The sequence below is a fragment of the Streptomyces sp. NBC_01485 genome, from assembly GCF_036227125.1.
In the GTDB taxonomy this organism is placed as follows: Bacteria; Actinomycetota; Actinomycetes; order Streptomycetales; family Streptomycetaceae; genus Streptomyces.
Window position 1 is genome coordinate 1,734,378 of record NZ_CP109435.1, and the last position, 20,941, is coordinate 1,755,318.

The 20,941-nt window shown below is 71.4% G+C and carries 17 protein-coding genes and 2 pseudogenes; 12 read left to right on the forward strand and 7 right to left on the reverse strand.

What is annotated here, in order from left to right; all coding sequences use genetic code 11:
- Positions 1-742: 742 nt before the first annotated feature.
- Positions 743-862, forward strand: a pseudogene (locus tag OG352_RS08040) (VOC family protein); the annotation flags it as partial.
- 36 nt (positions 863-898) lie between these two features.
- On the opposite strand, the gene OG352_RS08045 reads toward OG352_RS08040, so the two are convergent.
- Positions 899-3,388 (reverse strand): alpha-L-arabinofuranosidase C-terminal domain-containing protein, encoded by a 2,490-nt coding sequence (locus tag OG352_RS08045; protein WP_329215693.1) that lies wholly within the window; start codon positions 3,386-3,388, stop codon positions 899-901.
- 181 nt (positions 3,389-3,569) lie between these two features.
- Between OG352_RS08045 and OG352_RS08050 the strand changes: the two genes are divergently transcribed.
- A complete protein-coding gene (locus OG352_RS08050) occupies positions 3,570-4,028 on the forward strand; it encodes a DUF6314 family protein (RefSeq protein ID WP_329215694.1) in 459 nt (152 codons plus the stop codon).
- Here OG352_RS08050 and OG352_RS08055 read toward each other — a convergent pair.
- From OG352_RS08055 to OG352_RS08065, 3 genes are all read right to left on the reverse strand, one after another.
- Complete coding sequence (locus OG352_RS08055; protein ID WP_329215695.1) at positions 4,010-4,603, reverse strand: histidine phosphatase family protein; 594 nt, start codon at positions 4,601-4,603, stop codon at positions 4,010-4,012. The genes OG352_RS08050 and OG352_RS08055 overlap by 19 nt on opposite strands.
- A gap of 97 nt (positions 4,604-4,700) precedes the next feature.
- The gene (locus OG352_RS08060) at positions 4,701-5,135 is read right to left on the reverse strand and encodes a GNAT family N-acetyltransferase (protein WP_329223755.1); all 435 of its coding nucleotides are present in this window, start codon (positions 5,133-5,135) and stop codon (positions 4,701-4,703) included.
- Positions 5,136-5,189: 54 nt separating this feature from the next.
- Positions 5,190-6,671 (reverse strand): aminotransferase-like domain-containing protein, encoded by a 1,482-nt coding sequence (locus tag OG352_RS08065; RefSeq protein WP_329215696.1) that lies wholly within the window; start codon positions 6,669-6,671, stop codon positions 5,190-5,192.
- Between OG352_RS08065 and OG352_RS08070 the strand changes: the two genes are divergently transcribed.
- Both OG352_RS08070 and OG352_RS08075 read left to right on the forward strand, forming a co-directional pair.
- Positions 6,670-7,620 (forward strand): DMT family transporter, encoded by a 951-nt coding sequence (locus OG352_RS08070; RefSeq protein ID WP_329215697.1) that lies wholly within the window; start codon positions 6,670-6,672, stop codon positions 7,618-7,620. The two genes, OG352_RS08065 and OG352_RS08070, sit on opposite strands and share 2 nt — an antisense overlap.
- Positions 7,621-7,661: 41 nt before the next feature.
- A complete protein-coding gene (locus OG352_RS08075; RefSeq protein ID WP_329215698.1) occupies positions 7,662-7,868 on the forward strand; it encodes a DUF1918 domain-containing protein in 207 nt (68 codons plus the stop codon).
- A gap of 1 nt (position 7,869) precedes the next feature.
- On the opposite strand, the gene OG352_RS08080 is transcribed toward OG352_RS08075, so the two are convergent.
- Positions 7,870-9,138 carry a glycoside hydrolase family 10 protein gene (locus tag OG352_RS08080; protein ID WP_329215699.1) on the reverse strand — a complete coding sequence of 423 codons (1,269 nt, stop codon included), beginning with the start codon at positions 9,136-9,138 and terminating at the stop codon, positions 7,870-7,872.
- A 204-nt stretch (positions 9,139-9,342) separates the two neighbouring features.
- Between OG352_RS08080 and OG352_RS08085 the strand changes: the two genes are divergently transcribed.
- From OG352_RS08085 to OG352_RS08095, 3 genes and pseudogenes are all read left to right on the forward strand, one after another.
- Positions 9,343-10,215, forward strand: a complete 873-nt coding sequence (locus OG352_RS08085; RefSeq protein WP_329215700.1) for a 3-hydroxybutyryl-CoA dehydrogenase — start codon at positions 9,343-9,345, stop codon at positions 10,213-10,215.
- 237 nt (positions 10,216-10,452) lie between these two features.
- Positions 10,453-10,500 (forward strand): annotated as a pseudogene (locus OG352_RS08090) (hypothetical protein); the annotation flags it as partial.
- Positions 10,499-10,705, forward strand: coding sequence for a 2Fe-2S iron-sulfur cluster-binding protein (locus OG352_RS08095; protein WP_329215701.1), 207 nt, complete (start codon positions 10,499-10,501; stop codon positions 10,703-10,705). The pseudogene OG352_RS08090 and the gene OG352_RS08095, both read left to right, overlap by 2 nt.
- A gap of 31 nt (positions 10,706-10,736) precedes the next feature.
- Here OG352_RS08095 and OG352_RS08100 read toward each other — a convergent pair whose 3' ends face one another.
- Positions 10,737-11,012 carry a pyridoxine 5'-phosphate oxidase C-terminal domain-containing protein gene (locus OG352_RS08100; protein ID WP_329215702.1) on the reverse strand — a complete coding sequence of 92 codons (276 nt, stop codon included), beginning with the start codon at positions 11,010-11,012 and terminating at the stop codon, positions 10,737-10,739.
- 188 nt (positions 11,013-11,200) lie between these two features.
- Between OG352_RS08100 and OG352_RS08105 the strand changes: the two genes are divergently transcribed.
- Complete coding sequence (locus OG352_RS08105; protein WP_329215703.1) at positions 11,201-13,408, forward strand: helix-turn-helix transcriptional regulator; 2,208 nt, start codon at positions 11,201-11,203, stop codon at positions 13,406-13,408.
- 256 nt (positions 13,409-13,664) lie between these two features.
- Here the strand turns inward: OG352_RS08105 and OG352_RS08110 are convergent, their stop codons facing one another.
- Positions 13,665-14,294, reverse strand: a complete 630-nt coding sequence (locus OG352_RS08110; RefSeq protein WP_329215704.1) for a helix-turn-helix transcriptional regulator — start codon at positions 14,292-14,294, stop codon at positions 13,665-13,667.
- 446 nt (positions 14,295-14,740) lie between these two features.
- On the opposite strand from OG352_RS08110, the gene OG352_RS08115 reads away from it, so the two are divergent.
- From OG352_RS08115 to OG352_RS08130, 4 genes are all read left to right on the forward strand, one after another.
- Positions 14,741-18,382, forward strand: a complete 3,642-nt coding sequence (locus OG352_RS08115; RefSeq protein ID WP_329215705.1) for a putative Ig domain-containing protein — start codon at positions 14,741-14,743, stop codon at positions 18,380-18,382.
- Positions 18,379-19,008 carry a ferritin-like domain-containing protein gene (locus tag OG352_RS08120; RefSeq protein WP_329215706.1) on the forward strand — a complete coding sequence of 210 codons (630 nt, stop codon included), beginning with the start codon at positions 18,379-18,381 and terminating at the stop codon, positions 19,006-19,008. The genes OG352_RS08115 and OG352_RS08120 overlap by 4 nt, the downstream gene beginning before the upstream one ends.
- Positions 19,005-19,730, forward strand: coding sequence for a ferritin-like domain-containing protein (locus tag OG352_RS08125; protein ID WP_329215707.1), 726 nt, complete (start codon positions 19,005-19,007; stop codon positions 19,728-19,730). The genes OG352_RS08120 and OG352_RS08125 overlap by 4 nt, the downstream gene beginning before the upstream one ends.
- Before the next feature lie 124 nt (positions 19,731-19,854).
- Positions 19,855-20,934: a hypothetical protein gene (locus OG352_RS08130; RefSeq protein ID WP_329215708.1), complete on the forward strand. Its 1,080-nt coding sequence runs from the start codon at positions 19,855-19,857 to the stop codon at positions 20,932-20,934.
- The last annotated feature ends 7 nt before the right edge of the window (positions 20,935-20,941 follow it).

A 20,941-nucleotide genomic window follows, 5' to 3' on the forward strand; every position in this document is an offset into this window, starting at 1 on the left:
TCGGACAGGAAAAAGACCGGTGAGGTGAGGGGGTGGCCGGATAATTTCCGGCAGATTTCCTGATGGCCCCCTTGGTGGGGAAACCTCCCCTACATACGGTCCCCGGTAGTCAGTCGGTTGGACGCGAAAGGGCACGTCATGTCACCAGGGTCGAACCAGCAAGCGCCAGCTATCGAAGTCCACTGCGGCGGGCTGCACGTGATCATTGAGCGGGTTCCCGCATGGCTCATCACGCTGGTGACCACAGCAGCTGGGGCAGGGGTCACCTGGTGGACTAGTCGCTAACTCCGTCAGAGCGCATGGCCAGGGCTTACCCTCTGCCGCTGTAGTGTCGGCTGAGTCCGTTCGTTCAGCTTGGGGTCAGGCAGCCGGTTCGAGTCCGGCCGCCACGGTCTCCGCCCTCTTGCTCGTTCTGCACGTATCCGAACTCGTCTGGCACGTCCTCAACAAGAAGGCACGCCGTTGGGTGCAGGATCACATCAGGAAGGGGGTGCGGAGCATGGTCCCTAGTAGCCTGCCCGTCTTCGCGGCGGGGGCCGGTGTCGCGGGAGGCGTCTACCACCTGACCCATGCTGAACGAACGGCCGCTAACTAAAACGGGGATTTGGCCACCCCTGAAGTCCTCGCCAGTCTTGGCCAAGTGGCAGCCGTGGCAAACGGGTTGAACGTTCGTGTCCATGTCCTCGCCACAGAGGGCGAGCGACTGCACGTGGTCTACGTCCACCACGTCCGCGAGGACGAGGAGGTGGCCCGGCTGCGGGCCCTCGGCGCCACCGACCTCGACGTCGGCCAGGGCGACGTCCCGTGGACGTGCCTGGCCGACCCGGAGGGCCACGAGTTCTGCGTCCTCGCCCGGTCCTGAAGCGGGGCCCCAGGACCGGGAGCTTGCATGTCGGGTCTAGCGCTGCCTGATCCGCAGGAAGGTGATCGAGTTCGCCGGGAAGGTGTAGGTGAACTTGTCGGTGACTCCGGTGAAGGTGGAGGTCACCGGGGCGACCGGGGTCTGTGTCTCGGTGTTGACCGCGTTGGGCACGGCGGCCAGTGTGGTGACCTTCGCCTTGGCCGCGACCTTGGCGCCGCCGAGGTCGATCGCCGTACGGGCGTCCGTGGACTGGGCGTTGACGACCTTGACGATCAGGTCGCCGGTCTCCTTGTCGTGGGTGACGACCTGCCGGAACGGCTCGGCCGGCTTGTCGTCGGTGAAGCTGCCCCACTCCTTGCCGTCGAGGTAGAAGGTGACCTGGCGGCCCCGCACCTTGACGTCGAGGTCGTAGGCGCGGCCCGTCTCCACGCTGCCCGGCTTGGTCATCAGCGTCGACTTGGCGCCGTCCACGCCCTGTTCGACGGCGGACTGGGTGTTGTTCCAGCCGCCCACGTTCCACCAGTAGTAGTTGCCGGTGTCCTTGACGCCGAAGGCGACGAGGAAGCCCTCCTTGCCGGACTTCTTGGTGGCCTTCACATGCAGGTCGTAGTCGTGCCAGCTGGGGTCACCGGCCGAGACCATGGTGTTCTCGGCGGCGGTGTCGGTCTGCACGTACTGCCCGTCCTGGAGCGCCCAGGAGCCGCCGCCCGTGTGCGTCCACTGCGAGGCGTCGCCGGAGAAGTCGTCACTCAGCAGCGGGGCGCCGTCCGCGTCGGTGACCTTCACGTCGTCGTACGCCGTGCTGGTCGCCCAGGTCGACAGGCCGACGGCGCCGGTGATGGGGGCTTGCAGGGACGGGGTGCCGGTGGCGGTCGAGGGTACGACGCGGTCGCCGACGTTGGTCATGAACAGTTTCTGGACCTCGTAGTTGGCGGAGTTCCAGGAGGCGTGGTTGTTGAGCCACACCAGGTCCGGGCTCCACTGGACGTAGTCCTCGTTGGCGAACAGCGGTGCGTAGGAGGCGAGTTTGACGACGTCCGCGTTGCGCTCCAGGCCGGTCATGAACGCGGCTTCGGACAGGCCGTTCTTGAAGGTGTTGCCCCAGGAGGCGTACTCGCCGAGGAAGACCTTCGGGCCGTTCCTGTCATACGAGTCGTAGCGGTCGTTGTTCTGCAGGAACCACTGCGGACTGTTGTAGTAGTGCTCGTCGACCATGTCGACCTTGGCGTCCTTGTTGAGCTGCCAGGCCGTGTCGAAGGTCGAACCCTCGTCGTCCGGGCCGGAGTTGGAGATGACGGTGATGTCCGGGTACTTCGCCTCGATCGCGGCCCGGAACTGCTGGAAGCGGGCGAAGAACTCGACGGGCAGGTTCTCCTCGTTGCCGACCTCGAGGTGCGTGAGGTGGAACGGCCTGGGATGGCCCATCGCCGCGCGCTTCCTGCCCCAGGTCGAGGTGACCGGGCCGTTGGCGAACTCGATCAGGTCCAGCGTGTCCTGGATGTGCCGCTTGAGCAGCGCGTCGTCGACCACGGCCTGGTTCTGGCCGCAGCCGGTCACCAGGGCGGGGACCACGGGCAGCGGCATCGCGCCGACGTCCTCGGCGAGGCGGAAGTACTCGTAGTAGCCGAGGCCGTAACTCTGGTTGTAGCCCCAGAAGTTGGAGTTGGTGGCGCGCTGCTCGACCGGGCCGATGGTGTCCTTCCACTGGTAGGAGCGGGCGCGCTGCCAGCCGGAGGCCTCGCTGTAGTCCTGCATGGAGCCGGTGTTGACCAGGCAGCCGCCAGGGAAGCGCACGAAGCCCGGGTGCAGGTCGGCGATCTTCTGGGCGAGGTCCTTGCGCAGGCCGTTGGGCTCGTTCTTGTAGGTGTCGCGGGGGAACAGGGACACCATGTCGAGGGCGGTCGCGGCCGAGGAGGCGACGGTGAGGCGGCCGTTGCTGCTGGTGCGGGTGGCGGTGAAGGTCGCCTTGTACTGCGCCCAGCCGCCGCTGCGCACGGCCACCTTGCGGGCGGCCGCCAGGGTGCCCTCGGCGTCCTGCAACGACACCGTCAGGGCGGTGCCGCCGGCGGCGTGGGCCCACACCGAGAAGTCGTACCTCTTGCCCTGCTCGACCCGGACACCGGTGTTGTAGCCGGCGTTGGTCACGGACGAACCGGCGCCCAGGGAGAGGTAGTTGCGGTTGCGGTCGTTGAGTCGGCCCGCGTCGCCCAGGACCTGTGCCGTGCCGTCGACCGTCCAGGAGGTCAGCGGCGTATATGACTTGTTGTCGACGGTGGAGTACTCGAAGGACCGGTTCTGCACGAGCTCGGCGTACAGACCGCCGTCGGCCGCCCGGTTGATGTCCTCGAAGAAGACGCCGTACATCGTGTCGTCGATCTTCGCGCCCTTGGCGGTGGGGTCGACGGTGATGGCGTAGTCGGTCACGGCCTCGGCGTGCGCGGGTACGGGGACCAGGGCGGTGGCCGTCAGGAGGGCGGTCGTGGTGAGACCGATTCTCCAGCGGGTGCGGGTGGTGCTGCGTGACATGGATAACTCCGCGGCTCAGTGGTGCGAGTTGTATGTCAGTCGTAGGTCGGCCGTAGGTCAGCCGCATGCGAGCGGTTCGAAATGCCGGACGATGATCAACACTTCGAACGGCAAGATAGGCAGGGGGCAGGAGCGCGTCAATGGGGCGTGCAGCAACGGGTGTGACGGAGGGCGGCACGAGATGGGCGAGTTCCGGCCAGTGCCGGACGTCCTGGCGTATCTCGCGGGGCGCTGGCGGGTGGAGCGGTCGGTGCGCGACCGGGCGAGCGGCGCCGAGGGCCGCTTCGACGGGATCACCGTCTTCGGCGCGCCGGAGGTGGGCACCCTGTCGCACGGCGGCCTGTCGCACGAGGAGTCCGGCACGTTCGTCTGGCTCGGTGTCCCCCGGCCCGCCGCGCGTACCCTGCGCTTCCTGCCGGGGCCGACGCCGGGCGCCGCGGACGTCCGGTTCGCCGACGGCCGGCCCTTCCACGACCTGGACCTGACGACCGGGCGGCACACGGCCGACCACCCCTGCTCCGCGGACGTCTACCGGGGTGAGTTCACCGTCCGGGACGCCGACCACTGGCGGACGGTCTGGCGCGTGGCCGGCCCGGCCAAGGACCTGCTGCTCACCACCGACTACGCGCGGGTCGGCTGAGCCGCGGCCCCTTCGAGCCGGAGGTTCCAGCGCCCGCCCCGGCCGGTGACGGTGGTCGTGGACAGCGGGCGCACGTCGATGTTCCAGTACGTCGCCGGCGGCGCCTTGAGCACGTACACCAGGGCGGCGCGGATCACGCTCGGCTCGGCGACGGCGACGATCCGGCCGCCGTCCTCCACCGGCCGGGTGTCGAGCCAGCCGCCGACACGGGAGATGAACGCGAGCAGCGACTCGCCGCCGTGCGGGGTGGCGAGCGGGTCGGCGAGCCAGGCGTCCACGGCCTGCGGCTCACGGGCCATCGCCTCGCCCAGCGTGAAACCGCGCCAGCGGCCCATGTCGCAGTCCCGCAGCGCGAGTTGCACGAGCGGGGCGTAGCCGAGCGCGTCCCCGGTGGCGCGGCTGCGCGGTGTCGGCGAGCAGTAGCGCAGCTCGGCGGCGGCGAGCGGCAGCAGCTCGGCGGACGCGCTGAGCACCTCGCTCCAGCCCGCCTGGTCCAGCGGCCGGTCGTCCTCGAAGCGTTCCGCGAGCAGCGAGGAGCTGCGAGCGGCGGCGACGAACGTGACCCGAAGTGGCATGCGGTGATGGTGAGGCGCGCAACTGCGCAGGTCAAGGGGTGTCGGGCGGTCGGATCCGGGAATCTTACCGACGAGTCAGGACCTGCCGGACAACTCGCTAGAAAACGAGCAGCATCCACCGGTCCGGCTTCTCCAGCGGCGCGAAACCGACCTGCTCGTAGACCCCGTGCGCGTCGTGGGTGGCCAGCAGTATGCGGCGCAGCCCGTGCGGCCGGAGGTGGTCGCGTACGGCGGCGACGAGCGCGGTGCCGATGCCCTTGCCCCGGGCCGCCGGGTCCACGTACACGTCGCACAGCCACGCGAAGGTCGCGAAGTCGGTCACGACCCGCGCGTAGGCGGCCTGCTCGCCGGACGCCGTGTCGTAGACGCCGAAGTTCAGCGAACCGGCGATCGCCCGGTCCTGCGTCTCCCGCTCGCGCCCGAGCGCCCAGTACGCGTCGGTGGACAGCCAGCGGTGGACGCGTGCGGGGTCGACGCGGGCGGGGTCGGCGGAGATCTCGTAGCCCTCGGCGAGGGGCGGGGTGTCGTTCACAGCCGGGGTGCCGTTCGTGGGCGGGGTGTCGTTCATGGCCGGATCCTCACAACATCACGGGCGTCGTGTCGAACGGTTTCCGGGGAGGACCCCGTTTCCGGGGAGCACCTCGTCGCACGCCGCCCGCAGCCGTCGTACCCCCTCCGCGATCTCCTCCGTCCCGGCGACGGCCGCGAAGCTCAACCGCACGTGGGCGGCCGGGGGTTCGGCGCTGAAGTAGGGGCGGCCGGGGGTGAGGGCGACGCCCGCGCGCAGGGCGGCGGCCGTGAACGCGCCCTCGTCCGTGCCGTCGGGCAGCCGCAGCCACAGGTGGTAGCCGCCGGACGGGATGTGCGGGAGGGCGAGTTCGGGCAGCCGCAGCCGCAGCGCGGACGTCATCGCGTCCCGCCGGGCCCTCAACTCGCCGGCGACGGCCCGCAGATGACGTGGCCAGGCGGGCGAGCCGACGAGTTCGAGGGCCGCCTCCTGGAGCGGGCGGGGCACGAAGAAGGTGTCGACGACCTGGATGGCCCGCAGGCGTTCCAGGACCGGGCCGCGGGCGGCCAGGGCGCTGACCCGGAAGCTCGGCGAGGTCGCCTTGGTGAGCGAGCCGACGTGGACGACGACGCCGTCCGGGTCGTCGGCGGCGAGCGGGCGCGGCAGCGGCCCGGCGTCCTCGTGCGCGAGCCGCCGGACGAAGTCGTCCTCGACGACGAAGGCGCCCGCCTCCCGCGCGATGCGCAGCACCTCCGCGCGCCGGCCGGGGGCGAGGACGGCGCCGGTCGGGTTCTGGAACAGCGGCTGGCAGACGAAGACCCGGGCGCCGGTGGCCCGGAACGCGTCGGCGAGCAGCTCCGGCTTCACGCCGTCCGGGTCGACCGGGACCGGCACCGGGCGCAGGCCCGCCGAGCGGGCGATCGCGAGCATGCCGGGGTAGGTGGGCGACTCGACGAGCACCGGCGCGCCGGGCGGGGCGAGGGCGCGCAGGGCGGTCGTGAGGGACGCCTGACCGCCCGCGCTGACCAGCACCTCGGCCGCGGTGACGGAGCCGCCGATGGTCCGCGCGAACCACTCGCGCAGCTCCGGGAGTCCCTCCATGGGCGGCCGCCCCCAGGCGCCGGGCCGCCGCCCGGCCCGCGCCAGGGCCGCGGCCATCGCCCGCTCCGGTTGCAGCGAGGGGTGCAGATAGCCGCCGTTGAACTCGGTCACGCCGGGCGGCGGGGCGGCCAGCGACACCGTGACCCCGGAGGCGTCGACGGAGCGCGGGACGACGTCGGCGGCGCCGTCCGCGCTGAGGGCGATCTCCTGCCAGGAGGTGTCGCCCGCCGGGGTGGCGGCCGGGTGCGGCGGCCGGGCCCGGAAGGCGCCCGCGCCGGGCCGGGTGACGACCAGCCCCTCGGCGGCGAGCTGCGCCAGCGCCCGCGAGACCGTCACGGGGCTCACCCGGAACCGTTCGACCAGGGCCCGGCTCGACGGGAGCTTTCCACCGGGAGAGTAGCGGTCGAACTCCCGCCGCAGCCGATCAGCCAGCTCACCCACACTGCTACGCTCTTGCATGAAGCCAGAGAGTAGCGCTACCGCGCGGCCCGCGATAGCGGTCAGCACACCGGACGTCAGCCCAGGCCCCACCCCGGACGCCGCCCAGCACCGGAACGGCCTCGGCACCCTCCTCGCCGCCCTCGGTGTCGTCGCGTTCTCCCTCACCTTCCCCGCCACCGCCTGGGGACTGGAGGGGTTCGGCCCCTGGACGCTGGTCGCCGTGCGCAGCGTCCTGGCCGCGCTGATCGCGGGGGCGTGTCTGCTCGCGCTTCGTGTCCCGCTGCCGGCCCGCCGGCACTGGGCGGGGCTCGCCGTCGTGGCCGCCGGGGTCGTCGTCGGCTTCCCGCTGCTCACCACGCTGGCGCTGCGGACGTCCACCACCTCGCACGCCGCCGTCGTGGTCGGCCTGCTGCCGCTGACGACCGCGCTGCTGTCCGCCCTGCGCATGGGCACCCGCCCCTCCCGCACCTTCTGGGCGGCGGCCGGGGCCGGCGCGGCCGCCGTGGCGGTGTTCACCGTGCAGCAGAGCGGCGGGGTCCTGACCAGCGCCGACCTGTACCTGTTCGGGGCGCTGCTGGTGTGCGCGGCCGGCTACACCGAGGGCGGCAGGCTGGCCCGGGTCATGCCGGGCTGGCAGGTCATCGGCTGGGCGCTGGTGTGCTGCCTGCCGCTGGGCGTGCCCGCCGCCGCGCTCGCCCTGGCCCACGAGCCGGTGGAACCGACCGCGCACAGCGTGGCCGGGCTGCTGTGGGTGGCGGCGGGCTCGCAGTTCCTCGGCCTGGTCGTCTGGTACCGGGGCATGGCGGTCATCGGCGTCCCCAAGGCCAGCCAGTTGCAGTTGGCCCAACCCCTGCTCACACTGGTGTGGTCGGTGCTGCTGCTGGGCGAGCACCTCGCGCCCGCCGCTCCGCTGACGGCCGCGGCCGTGCTCATCTGCATCGCCGTGACGCAGCGGGCGCGCGGCTAGACACGTACCGCTGCTCCCGCACAGGTGAGGAGGCCCCACAGATGCGCGCAAACGCCGGCGACCAGCTTGTGCAGCACGGCAGGGTGGTCGGGCAACACGACAAGGTCGGCGAGATCGTCGAGGTCCTGGGCCAGGGAGGCAACCCTCCGTACCGCGTCCGCTTCGCGGACGGGCACGTGGGCGTGTGCTCGCCCGGCCCCGACACGGAGATCCGCCACAGGACGGCCGAGGAACGACGACGACGGTAGGTCAGCTCGGGGGCTGGGCCGGCCCGCCGTAGTGGTCGGCGATCACGCGGGTCATCGCGCCGATCCGGTCCAGCTCGACGTCCTGCCCGCCGAAGAACATGTGCCCGCGCACCTCGGGGTACTTCTTCGCGAGCGTGAGGTGCTTCGACAGCTCGTCCTTCTTCCCCCAGGCGGCGGGCTGCCCCGACGTGCCCGCCTTGTAGAGGCCCTCACCCAGGTACAGCCGCGTCTTGGTGCCCTTGGCGACCGCCGCCCACCAGGGCACGAGCTTGGCGTAGTCGGCGGCGGAGTTGCCGATCTCCCAGTACAGCTGCGGGACGACGTAGTCGATCCAGCCCTCCTTCACCCACTTGCGGCTGTCGGCGTAGATCTCGTCGTACGACTGGAGGGCCCGGGTGTCCGAGCCGCGCGAGTCGGTGGAGGCGTTGCGCCACACCCCGAACGGGCTGATGCCGAACTGGGTGCCGGGGCGTACGGACTTGATCCGGGCGGCGATCTCCCGCACGAGCGTGTCGATGTTGTCGCGCCGCCAGGCGGCCCGGGTGGCGAAGGCCCCGCCGTACGCGTCGTACTCGGCGTCGTCGTCGAAGGTCTGGCCGGCCACCGGGTACGGGTAGAAGTAGTCGTCGAAGTGCACGGCGTCCACCGGGTACTTCTTCACCGCGTCGAGGATCGCGTCCTGCACGAAGGAACGGACCGCCGGCAGACCGGGGTTGTAGAAGAGCTTGCCGCCGTACGACACCACCCAGCCCGGGTGCCTGCGCGCGGGGTGGGAGGCGACGAGCCGGGTGGGGTCGTCCTGGGTCGAGACCCGGTACGGGTTGAACCAGGCGTGCAGTTGCAGGCCCCGCGCATGGGCCTCCGTGACGGCCGTGCCCAGCGGGTCCCAGCCCGGTGACTTCCCCTGGGTGCCGGTGAGGACCTGCGACCACGGCTCGTACGGCGAGGGCCACAGCGCGTCGGCCGCCGGCCGCACCTGGAAGACCACGGTGTTGAGCCGCCTGCGCACCGCCAGGTCGAGCCAGGCGATCAGCTCGGCGCGCTGCGCGGCGGCGGTCAGTCCGGTGCGGGACGGCCAGTCGCGGTTCGTGACGGTCGCCAGCCACATCCCCCGCATCTCGGCCGTCGCCCGCGGCCCCGCCGACGACGCCCGCCTCCCGTCCGTCGCCCGCCGCTCCCCGTCGTCTCTTCCGGGAGCGGCCGCCGCACCCGTCGTCGTGACCGCCGACAGTGCTGCCAGCGCGAACGCCCGCCGGGTCAGTCGCCCCATCGCACACATCCCCACATACGTAGCGGATCCGCTCGGTCACGGATCGTATCGGGGCCCAGCATGCCCCCACCCCGGCGATCGATCATCGATACTTGCTAGTAACGTGCACGTTCGGAGCAGGCCGACCGAAACCCGGCAGACCTGTCACAGCCAGAGACACAGCCATATGAGTCAGCCATGAGAGTCAGCGGCGAAAGGGACGATGTGACGGACATCCCAGCGGGAGACCTTTCGCGGGTCGGAGTGGTGGGCTGCGGCCAGATGGGGGCGGGCATCGCCGAGGTCTGCGCCCGCGCCGGCCTCGACGTCAAGGTCGCCGAGACCAGCGGCGAGGCCCTGGAGATCGGCCGTACCCGGCTGCTGAACTCCCTGACCAAGGCCGCCGAGCGCGGCAAGATCTCCACGGCGGAGCGGGACGCGGCGCTGGCGCGGCTCAGCTTCACCACGGACCTCGGCGAGTTCGCCGACCGTGACCTGGTCATCGAGGCCGTGGTCGAGAACGAGCAGGTCAAGACCGAGATCTTCCAGGTCCTCGACCAGGTGGTGACCCGCCCGGACGCGATCCTGGCCTCCAACACCTCCTCCATCCCGCTGGTGAAGCTGGCGGTCGCCACGTCGCGGCCCGACCATGTCGTCGGCATCCACTTCTTCAACCCGGCCCCGGTGCAGCAGCTCGTCGAGCTGATCCCGGCGCTGACCACCTCCGAGGGCACGCTGAGCCGGGCGCAGCTGTTCGCCGAGAAGGCGCTCGGCAAGCACGCGATCCGCGCCCAGGACCGCTCCGGCTTCGTCATCAACGCGCTGCTGATCCCGTATCTGCTCTCCGCGATCCGGATGTTCGAGACGGGCATCGCCGGCCGCGAGGACATCGACAACGGCATGGAGATGGGCTGCGCCCACCCGATGGGCCCGCTGAAGCTGTCCGACCTGATCGGCCTGGACACGGTCGCCTCGATCGCGCAGAGCATGTACGACGAGTACAAGGAGCCGCTGTACGCCGCTCCCCCGCTGCTCCAGCGCATGGTGGACGCGGGCCGGCTGGGCCGCAAGACCGGCTCGGGCTTCTACACGTACTAGCGAGTGCGGCGGCGCCGCCAAGTGGCGCTGTTCAAGGGCGAGTTCACCCGGAACAGCGCCCACGGCGACGCTACCGTCGGGTGGCTCTCGCGGCCCCGCCAGGTCCTCATCCGCGCGTCCTCGCCCAGCCCACGTGGACTGCACGGGGACACGGCCTGTTGAGCGGCATCGACCGACAGCAAACCGACCCTGACCCGGGGCTTTGTATCTTTCGAAGCTGTCAGGCCCTTTCTCGGCATCTGCCCGCACCGCGGCGTCCCACTCAGTAAGGGCTACGGCGCCGGTGACGGCACCGGCATCCGCTGCGCCTACCACGGGCCTGCGCTTCGGAGAGGGAGGCCGCTGCTGCGGCGCCTGCCTCACCCCCGTCCTGGCCGGCGAACCCGACCACCGCGACGAGGTCCAGACGGACGAGGAGCGGGCCGCGAACAACCGGATGACCATCTGCTGCTCGCGCTCCCGCAGCGCCGAGCTCGTCCTGGGACTCTGAAGCCCCCGAGGTCCGCCTTCGGCCCGTGGGGCTACGGCCACAGCATGTGGCGTTCCCACGGGCTGTGGCGGTCGGGGCGTTCGTAGCGCAGCCGGTTGTGGAGGCGGCCCCTGTCCGCCTGCCAGAACTCGATCCCGGCCGGGACGAGGGTGCAGAGCATCCACTCCGGGCTGACCAGAGCGGGACCGGACTCGATGCGAGCCGGCGCCGTACGGAAGGCACGCTCGCGCTCTTCGGAGCTTTCCAGGTGGTCGCTCTGGCGGCCCGGCAGCACTTCGGCGCGGGCGGAGGGCGCACGCGCGAGCACTGAAGCCGCTTGACATACCCGGGATCATCACATATAATAGCTCGATTCCCCCCTCATAGCAGGCTAGCGTCGTTGGATTTCACCCGACGCGAGCGCGCCATGGCCGGGCATTCCGCTTGTCATGGGCACGAAAAGGAAGTTGCCGTCATGCGCGTTCTGCCGATCGGCGCCCGAGAGTCAGCCATCGCGTGAGCACTTTCTCTCCCACCCCGCAGCCCACGACCGCAGCAGACGGCCTCGGCGCGGCGCCACGGGCCGGACATGAGGCGGTCGGACGTACGGCGCGGTCCGATGGAGGACAGGAGACGCCCGCCGAGCTGCGCGCGGAGGCGCTGCACCATGCAACCGCGCGCACGCTCGACGAACTACCCGAGCCGAGTCTGCGTCTGCTGGCGGCGATGGCCGTGGTGGATCAGGAGACCCCGCTGCCGATCCTCGCTGTCATCGCGGACGTGGCCGATCCCAGCGCCGCGCTCGACGACCTGATCGAGGCCGGGTTCGTCACCTGGTTCCCGCGCGGCCTCGCCCAACCGGTCGGCATCAGCTCCCCGTCCTTGCGCGGCGTCGTGTACTGGAACCTGCCCGCATCCCTGCGTCGGGCGATGCACCTCGCCTCGGCCGAGCAGGTCAGCGGCGTCCACGGGCTCCAGCACGCACTGCTCGGCGCCGGCCGGAGCGATCCCGGACTTGCCACGCGGCTGGAGGACGAGGCGACGCGCTATCACCAGGCCGGGGACACGGAACGTGCCGGAACCCTCCTCCTGTGGTCCGCCGACGTCTCGGTGGACAGGGACGAGCAGGAACGAAGGCTGCTCATCGCTGCTCTATGGGGCCAGTTGATGCCCACCGCCGGATGGGCGGCGGCGCTCGGACAACGGCTCGCCCTTCTCGAGCCCAGCGTGGAGCGCAACCTGTTCCTCGGTCATCTGGCCGGGCGCGAGGCGCGGTTCGAGGCCGCACAGTCGCTGTTCGATCAGGCCAGGAGACTCGTCGACGACCGGCCCCCCGCAGAGCGCGCAGCCGTGGAACTCGCGGTCGCGACCCTGCACGCGGACACCGGGGACCTCGAAGCCGAGCAACGGGTCGCGTTGTCCCTGCTGGCGCAGGAGGGACTCCCGGAGGAGTTCAGAGAATGGTCGGTGTGGTTCGCGGCGGACGCGCACGGCAGGATCCACCATTCGGTGGACGCTTCGCTTCGCCGGCTGGAGCTGCTCGCGCCTGAGCTCGCCGCGTCGGATGACGACCGGCCCGGGCACGTGGTCCTGCGGTGGGCGCGCGGCATGTGGCTGGCGCAGAGCGGCAGGCCGAGCCAGGCCATGAGCGATCTCCAGTGGGTTGTGCGCTCGTACGACGGCCCGGTCGGGCCGGTCCTTCCGCTGTCGTACGCCCTGCTCGGCTACGCCCGGTTCCAACTCGGCGACTGGGAAGCGGCGTTGCGCGACGCCCACGAGGGCATACGGGTGGCCGCAGCCCGCAACGACCGGCGTTACGCCATCCCGGCGGCCGCGCTTACGGCGAGTATCAGCGCTCTGCGCGGCGATTGGCACGTGGCCGCCGAGCGGGTGGACTCCCTGGCCAGGGACCAGCGCACACTGGGTCCGGCCCGCTACGCGGTGTTTCCGGCGATGGCCGCGGCGACGCTGGCCCATGCACGCGGGGAGCCCGGCCGCGTGCTGGCAGCACTCGCCCCCGTGGCCGCCCAGCTGGGGTTGTTCTCGATCGAGCAGTCGTTGTGGCGACCCCTGTACGTCGAGGCGCTGATCGACACCGGCCGACTCGCCACGGCGCACACCGCCCTCGCTTCGTTGCGCGCCGCAGTCGAGCCCGGCGCCCGCCCGACGACGGTCATGGCCAGGCTCGAAGCCCGGCTCGCCGCCGCCGAGGGCGACTTGGCCGCCGCGGCCGAGCAGCTGGCCGGCGCGGTCGAGCAACCGGCCGACGAGGACTCGCCGTTCGGCCTCGCCCAGCTCGAACACGACTACGGCAGGCTGCTGCTGGGCACACGGCGACGAAGGTCGGCCATCAGGTGGTTGCTGTCCGCACACGGCCGCTACGTCGATCTCGGTGCGCGGCCGTTCGCGGAACGGTGCCTCAGGCAGCTGCAGGAGGTCGGCGCGCACATCCCCTGGGCCGCAACCGGTGGTGTGGAGGGGGACGTCGAGACGGCCGACCGCTCACCCGTCGCACTGACCCAACAGGAGTACCGCATCACACAGCTCGCCGCGCAGGGCTTGACGAACCAGCAGATCGCACGTGCCCTGTTCGTGAGCGCCAAGACGATCGAATACCACCTGGGAAACGTCTTCGCCAAACTCGGCATCGCCTCGCGCCGCCAACTCCGCGCCGAACTCGACGCACTGAACGACGGTCGCGCCGAGAAGAGCCCTACGGTGTGAACGCTCTGACACGGCGGTAGGAGGCCGTGGTGTTCGGTGGGCCGGTGATGGTGCATGGTGCGGCGCCGACATGCTCGTACCCGACCGCCCCTCGCGCGGCGCAGCAGGGACGAGCGGCGGGGGTGAGTGGCAGGGGTGAGCCGCACAGGCGGCGGCGCACCGGTGTCATTCCCCGGTCGCAGGGGCGGCGCCCACGCGGCAGCTCCGCCTGGTGGCTCCCCCGCGCTCGTCCGCCGCCAACGTGCCGGCCACGTCCTCAGATCAGACCTTCGCGGATGGCGAATGCGACCGCGTGCGTCCGGTTGCGCAGCTGGTACCGGACCGTGACGTCGTGCAGCACGCTGGCCACGGTGCGTTTCGAGTACGCGAGCTCGCCCGCGATCTCGTCGGTGCCGAAGCCGTCGGCCGCCAGGCGCAGCACCCGGCGTTCACGGTCGGAGAGTCCGGTCAGGGTCAGGCCCTGGGGGCGCAGCACGTGCTGCTGGAGCCGTCCCACCTGCTTGAGCAGACGGGTCAGCAGATCGGAGGGCAGGGCGGCGTTGCCCGAGGCGGCCCTGATCACCGCCTCGGTGAGCGAGGTGGCGGTGGTTTCCGACCGCCACAGCACTGCGTAGGCTCCCGACTCGACGACCGTCAGCAGCTCGTCGTCCGACAGGGCGGAGAGGACGAGCACGACCTGCGCCCCGTCGCGCGAGCGCGCCGCCCTGATCAGTTCGAGGGCCGATACGGACAGCACGTCGAGCGCGAACACGACCACGCGGGCCGATCCGCCCGGGGGCAGTAGGTCGACGAGCTCGACCTCGGCGCGCTGGCGCAGCTCGGTCGTCAGCCCCGCCCGCGTGATGGGGTCGTCCGCGTAGATCGACACCGGTATCCGACGTTCCAAAACGACCTCCCAGGGTGCGATGGCCGGCCGAGGTGGATGCGTCGGCAGCTGCGGCCGGATCTGGTGCCACTCCAGGAGCCTGTTTCGCCGTGAAGTGTGCGCTACGTGTGCGGCCTCTTCACGAAATGATCACATCCCGCCTGGGGATGTCGACTAGGGGAAGCGCCTAGGCGATGCCTAATCGCGCATCGGACGTCGCGGAGAACGGCAGCACCGCGCCCCCATGAGCAGGCGCGCCGCGACCCGTCCCGGCTGCGCTTTTTGCTGCATGTTCACGCAGGTGCCCGGCCATGTGCGCTGCCAGTCTGTTCCGGCACTCGGGATGCTCTGCGTCACGTGCCGTGCTGACGTGCGCGCTCATCCGAGCGGCCCGGGGTGAGCAGAACGGTCGGCAGCGCGACTCCCGAGGAACGAAGAACGAAGAAGAAGAAGGGGGGACCGGGCCGATGGGAGTTTCCGTCGTCTTCGAAGACGGTGGCGACGCGGTCGAGGTCGTGCCGGGCGAGGAGGCCGTGTGCGTCCTACGCGTGGAGAACACCGGGATGGTGGTCGACCGGGTCCTGCTCGACGTGCTCGGCGAGGCCGCCGAGTGGGCCCGCGTCGAGCCCGCGCAGGCCAATCTGCTGCCGGGCGAGGTCCAGCAGGTCCGCGTCCTCTTCCACCCGCCGCGGACCGCCTCCCAGGCCCCGGGCGAGGTGCGGTTCGGGCTGCGCGCGATGTCCACCGAGGACTCCGAGGGCTCCTGCGTCGAAGAGGGCAGTGTCAGGGTCGGGGAGTTCGGCGACATCGGCGCGCAGTTGGTGCCCAGGAGCGCGACGGGACGGCGCTCGGCGCGGTTCAAGCTCGTCGTGGAGAACCGCGGCAACCGGCCGGAGCGGGTACGGGTCGAGGCGCTCGACCCGGAGGTCAAGCTGGGCTTCAAGACGAAGCCCGCGACGTTCGTCGCGCGACCGGGCACAGCGACTTTCGTACGCCTGAAGACCGTGCCACGCAAGACGTTCTGGAGGGGGCCCAACCGCACCCTGCCGTTCGAGGTCTCCGCGTTGCCGGAGCGGGGTGAGGCGGCGAAGACCGAGGGCGTGATGCTGGAGAAGCAGACGCTGCCCGAATGGCTGCTGCCGGTGCTCGGGATCACGGTGTTGGCCTGCGGCCTGCTGTTCGCGCTGTGGATGACCGTGCTCCAGCCCGTCGCGCACTCCGCCGCGTCGGCGGCGGCGGACGCGCAGGACGCGGCCAGCTCCGCGAAGTCGGCGGCGGCCAAGGCCATGGCGACCGCCAAGCCCAGCCCGCCCGCCAAGCCCACGCCGCCGACCGGGCTGGCCGTCAAGCTGTCCTCGTCGACCGTCGCCATGGGGGCGAGCGAGCGGGCGACGAGCAGCTTCTCGGGCGGCACCGGCTCGCACCCCGAGCTCGTATGGACCTCCTCGGCTCCGCGTGTCGCCACGGTCTCGCAGAGCGGCGTGGTGACCGCGCTCAACCCGGGCACGGCGATCATCACCGCGACCAGCGCCGGCGGCCCGGCGTCCACCGCCTCCGGTGCGCCCGCCTCCGGTGCGCCCTCCCCCGGCGCTCCGGCCACGGCGGCGCCCTCCGCCGACGCTCCGTCCACGGCGGCGTCCTCGTCCGCCGCCGGCGCGAAGCCCGGTCCGGCGGCGGGCACGTCGAGTCCGAGCCCCGCGGGCGGGGCGGTCCTGTCCGGTTCCGTGACGGTCAACGTGGTGGGCCCGGTGTCCGTCACCACGGCCTCGCTGTCCGAGGCGGCGCGCGGCAAGGCCTACTCCGAGTCCCTCGGCGCCACCGGTGGCACCGGCGCGTACACCTGGTCGGTCACTTCCGGGTCGCTCCCGGCGGGCCTCTCGCTCTCGCCCCGGACGGGGGCCATCACCGGAACCCCGGTCACGGCCGGGACAAGCGGATTCACCGTGCGGCTGGCCGAGCCCGGGCCGCCCGCCCTTTTCACCACCAAGGCGTTCAAACTGACCGTCCGCAACTCGCTGGCCGTGAACAGCTCCTCGCTGCCCGGGGCGACCACGGGCACCGCGTACTCGCAGACCCTCGAAGCGGTCGGCGGCACCGCCCCCTACAAGTGGTCGCTCGCCCCGGGACAGGGGGCGCTCCCGAACGGGCTGCGCCTCGACCCGGCCTCCGGGGCGATCACCGGTACGCCGGCCGTGGCCGGCACCTACGGCGTCACCGTCAAGGTCGCGGATTCGGCCGTGCCGAGCCAGTCGGCCACCCAGCACCTGTCCATGACGGTCGCCACCCCGCTGGGGATCAACACCCTGGCCCTGCCGGACGGGGTCACCAAGACGCTGTACTCGCAGCCGCTGAGCGCCTCCGGCGGCGTCGAGCCGTACACCTGGTCCGTCTCCGCCCCTCCCCGTTCGCTGCCCTCGGGGCTGACGCTCGACCCGAAGTCCGGCGTGCTCGGCGGAACGCCGGGGGCGGCCGGCTCCTCGACGTTCACCGTGCGCGTCACCGATTCCGCCATGCCCGCCCACACCACATCGCAGACGTTCACCGTGGAGGTGGTGACCGGATTCGCCGCCACGACGTCGAGCCTGCCCCAGGGAACGATGTGTGACTCTTCGTGCGCGAAGGATTACGCGACGCAGCTGACCGCGGCAGGCGGTACCGCGCCGTACGTATGGACGCTGACGGGGACGCTGCCGGACGGCCTGAGCCTCACGCCGAACGGCTCGATCACCGGCAAGCCGAAGGCGACGGGCAGCTTCCCGTTCAGTGTGCAGGCGACCGATTCGAGCAAGCCCCCGCTGACCACCACCAAGACCCTGACCATGACGGTGGTGGCATCGCTGCGGATCATCACGGTCTCGCCGCTGCCCCACGCACTGACCGGGAAACCGTACTCGCAGACCCTCAAGGCGGTCGGCGGCGCGGCCCCGTACACCTGGTCCCTGGCCCCTGACAGTCCGCTGCCGGACGGCCTGAGCCTGGATCGCGTCACCGGCGTCATCAGCGGCACACCGGAGTCGACCGGCACCGCGACGCTCAGCGTCTCCGTGTCCGACTCAGGTCCCACGCCCCAGACCGCCGACCTGTCCGCTCTCACGCTGACGGTCGTCCTGCCGCTGGGCTTCCAGGAGCCCCCGGCGATACCCGAGGCGGCCCTGGGATTCCCGTACAAGGGATTCGCGCCGACCAACGTGATCGGCGGCTCCGGCACGCAGCGTTGGTCGGTGACCGACGGAGCACTGCCGAACGGCCTTCGGCTCGACCCCAGGACCGGGGCGGTCACCGGCACCGTGCAGCCGCCCGCCAGTGCCGGGACGTACCAGTTCACGGTCACGGTGAGCGACGCCACGGACTACACGGTGACCGCGAAGACCAGCATCTCCATCACCGTCGTCAATCCGCTGGCCGTGCAGAGCCGGTACGAGTGGGCCGGTACGGTCGGCACGCCGTTCCAGGGCGGGACGGTCCAGCCGACCGCGGGTCTGGCGCCGTACAGGTTCACCCTGGCCGCCGGCCCGGGATCGGGATGGATGTCGATCGGCTCCTCGACGGGTGAGGTCACCGGAACCCCGGACGGGCCGTGCCAGAATCCCGCCTCCACCGACGGACCGGACAGCGGATCCGTGACGATCACCTGTGCGGCGAGCGGCTTCACCGGGCAGGTGACCGTCACCGACGCCCTGGGCGAGTCCGTGACCACGACGCTGAACGTGACGGCCGCCGTGCCGCCGCTGAGCGTGAAGTTCAACACGAGCACCCCCACCCAGACAGGGGGTTCCCCGCTGACGGCCTTCAGCGTGACCGCCGAAGGCCCGAGCGGCGGCTACGGCGCCGGCACGTACTCGTACGCCGCCAGCCCTCTGCCGTGCGACGAGTCCGGCTCCCACTGCGACCGGATCGACCCCGTCACCGGGGCGGTGAGCGGAGAGATCGACGATCTCGTCGCCGGGACGACGACCTTCACCGTGACGGTCACGTCCACCGATCCCCACGACAGCCACAACACGGTCACGGCTCGTTTCCAGGAGTCGATCAAGACCCGGCCCGCCCCCACCCCCGCCCCCAGCCCTGCCCCTTCCAGCGCCGGTTCGATCGGTGGAGGCTCCATATGACCGGATCACCCAGCGGGTCACCTACCGGGTCACCCGCCGTGGCGGCGCCGCCGGGCGCCCCGCTGGCCGTGCTTGTGCTCCAGACGGCCGCGTCCCTGGAGAACCTCGCCGTCCGGTCCTACACGACCGCGGCGGGCCTGCCCTGCGTGGCACGGGGGAGCGCGCGACTGCGCGCTCTCGTAGCCCGCAACCTGGCCCACCACCTCGCGCACGCGCAGGCGTTCAACCAGGCCGTGGTGAAGGCCGGCGGGGCCCCACAGCATGCCGCGGACGCACGGTACGCCGCGACCGTGAGCCGGCGGCTGGCCGGCCTGACCGATCCGGACTCGCTGGTCAGCCTGCTCACCGAGCTCGAAGGCATCAACGCGCAGACGTGCACCCGCTACGCGAGCCTGGCCGAGGGCGGCAGCCTGCGCTCGCTGTTCGTGAACGTCGCGTCGGTCGAGGCACAGCACGGCTCGGAGCTGCTGATCCTCCGCACGCTGCCGGACGGCGGCGACACCGCGGCGCACACGACCGGGGCCACCGCGCGGGCGGTCCCGGCGGCGGCCGGCACGGCCGGCATTCCGCACGCCGCCTTCCCCACCGGAAACGCGTCCGCGATCAACGAGGGGGCGGTGCGGTGAGCGGCACCCGACACGCGCCCGACGCGCACGGCGCTCGCCCGCCCGGCCCGCAGGACGTGCCGCCCGGGACAGAAGACGCGCCGCCCGGCTCGAAGAGCGCGCCGTCCCGTCGGTCCCTCGTCCTGGGCGCCGCGGGTGCCGTCCTGGGCGCCGCGGGGATCGGTGTCGGCCTCGCGCTGCACGCGGACGGCGGCAGCCACCACGCGCCGTCGCCGTATTCAGGAGACCTGCGGACCGTGGCCCTCGCCGCCGCTCTGGAGAACCAGGCGGTGAGCGCCTACCAGGCCGTCGACGCGGCGCTGCGCGCCGGGAGGCTCGGCCCGGCGGTCCCCGCGCTCGCCGAGTTCGTGCGGACCGCGACGGCCCACCACACGCAGCACGCCGCGACCTGGAACGCGATCCTGCGCGAGGCGCACAAGCCGGTCGTCACCGGGGCCCCGCTCTCGGGCCACGCGCAGTTGATGAAAAGGATCAAAGCGGCGTCGACCGTGGCCGAGGTCGTGTCCGCGGTGCAGGGTCTGGAGTACCGGGCGGCGCAGACCCACACGGCGGCGGCCGGGAGCCTGACGGGCACCGGGCCGGCCGTCGTCGCCGCCGCCACGATCGCGCCCGTGGAGGCGATGCACGCCGCGACGCTGGGCTATGTGCTCGGCGGACCGTCCGGGACGGCGAGCTTCCTCGGCATGTCCGAGGCGCTGCGGACCACGGAACTGACGGCATGAAGGCTCGCTGCGGGCACGCTCTCGACCGGATCGCGATGACCGGATCGAACGCCGTGCCGGGCATGACTCGTACGAGCGATCTCCTCAGGAGGATGCTTTGCAGCAGATAATCCCTTTGATACCGATGTTCAAGACGCTTCTGGCCACCGCGGGGACCGTCCCGGAAGAGGAGGCGCGGAGCCCGGTCCACCTGGCGAACAGCACGAAGCGCGGTGACGTCGACCGGCTCGACGCGGTCCTGGTGCCGCTGGTCTTCTTCAACGAGCGTGCGTGGTCCGAGCAGGACGACGGCTGGGTCGCCGAGTGTCTCGCCGAGTGGCTGGACCCGGACACCGAGGGGTTGTTCCGCTCCTCGCTGCGGGAGGACGCCGGGCAGAGCGAACTGGAGATGTTCGTCGACGCCTTCGGGGGCGTCGTCGAGCAGTGGCGTGTCCAGAACGAACAGGCCCGGCCGCAGCCGAATCCCGACTTCGATCCCGCGGAGCCCGTCGAGGGCACGCAGTTCTACAAGTACGCCAAGCTCCCGGGAACGGACGAGTTCCAGTGGCTCTACGCCTCGGAGCCGGACTCCGCCGACTGGCAGATCCTGCAGGTCCGCTACGACCGGTACGAGGCCGACGCCGCCGAACAGCACACCGAGGCCATCGAGCCCTACGGCGACCATTTCATGAAGGCCGTGGACGGGCGATGGACGTTCGGTGCCACCCGCTCCGCGGCCACCTGGTACGACGACTACCAGAAGATGCTCGAACGCGAAGGCCTGCTCTCCCCCGCCCCCGAGGCACCGGGCGTCGCTTCGGCGCCGGACGAGGTCCAGCCCTACGGCGACCACTTCATGAAGCTCACCGACGGGCGGTGGACGTTCGGCGCTTCCCGCGACGCGGCCGTCTGGTACGACGACTACCAGGAGATGCTCGAGCAGGAAGGCCTCATTCCTGCCGCGCCCGTGTCGGTGCGCGCGGCCGTCCAGGCGTTCCAGGCGCTCCAGGCAGATCTGGATGAGCGGGTCTTCCAGCCGGAGGCCGCGCTCACGGCCGGCGAGGCGGCGGAGATTCTCAGCAGCGACGCGGGCCAGGAATTCGCGGAGGCGCTGAACCAGACGCTGCTCGACATGCAGGCGGAGCAGTTCGAAACGTTGCTCATGGGAACCGAAGGCCTCAGCGAAGAAGAGCTGAAACTCCTGCTGGACAGGGTTCGGCAGTAAAGGAGTG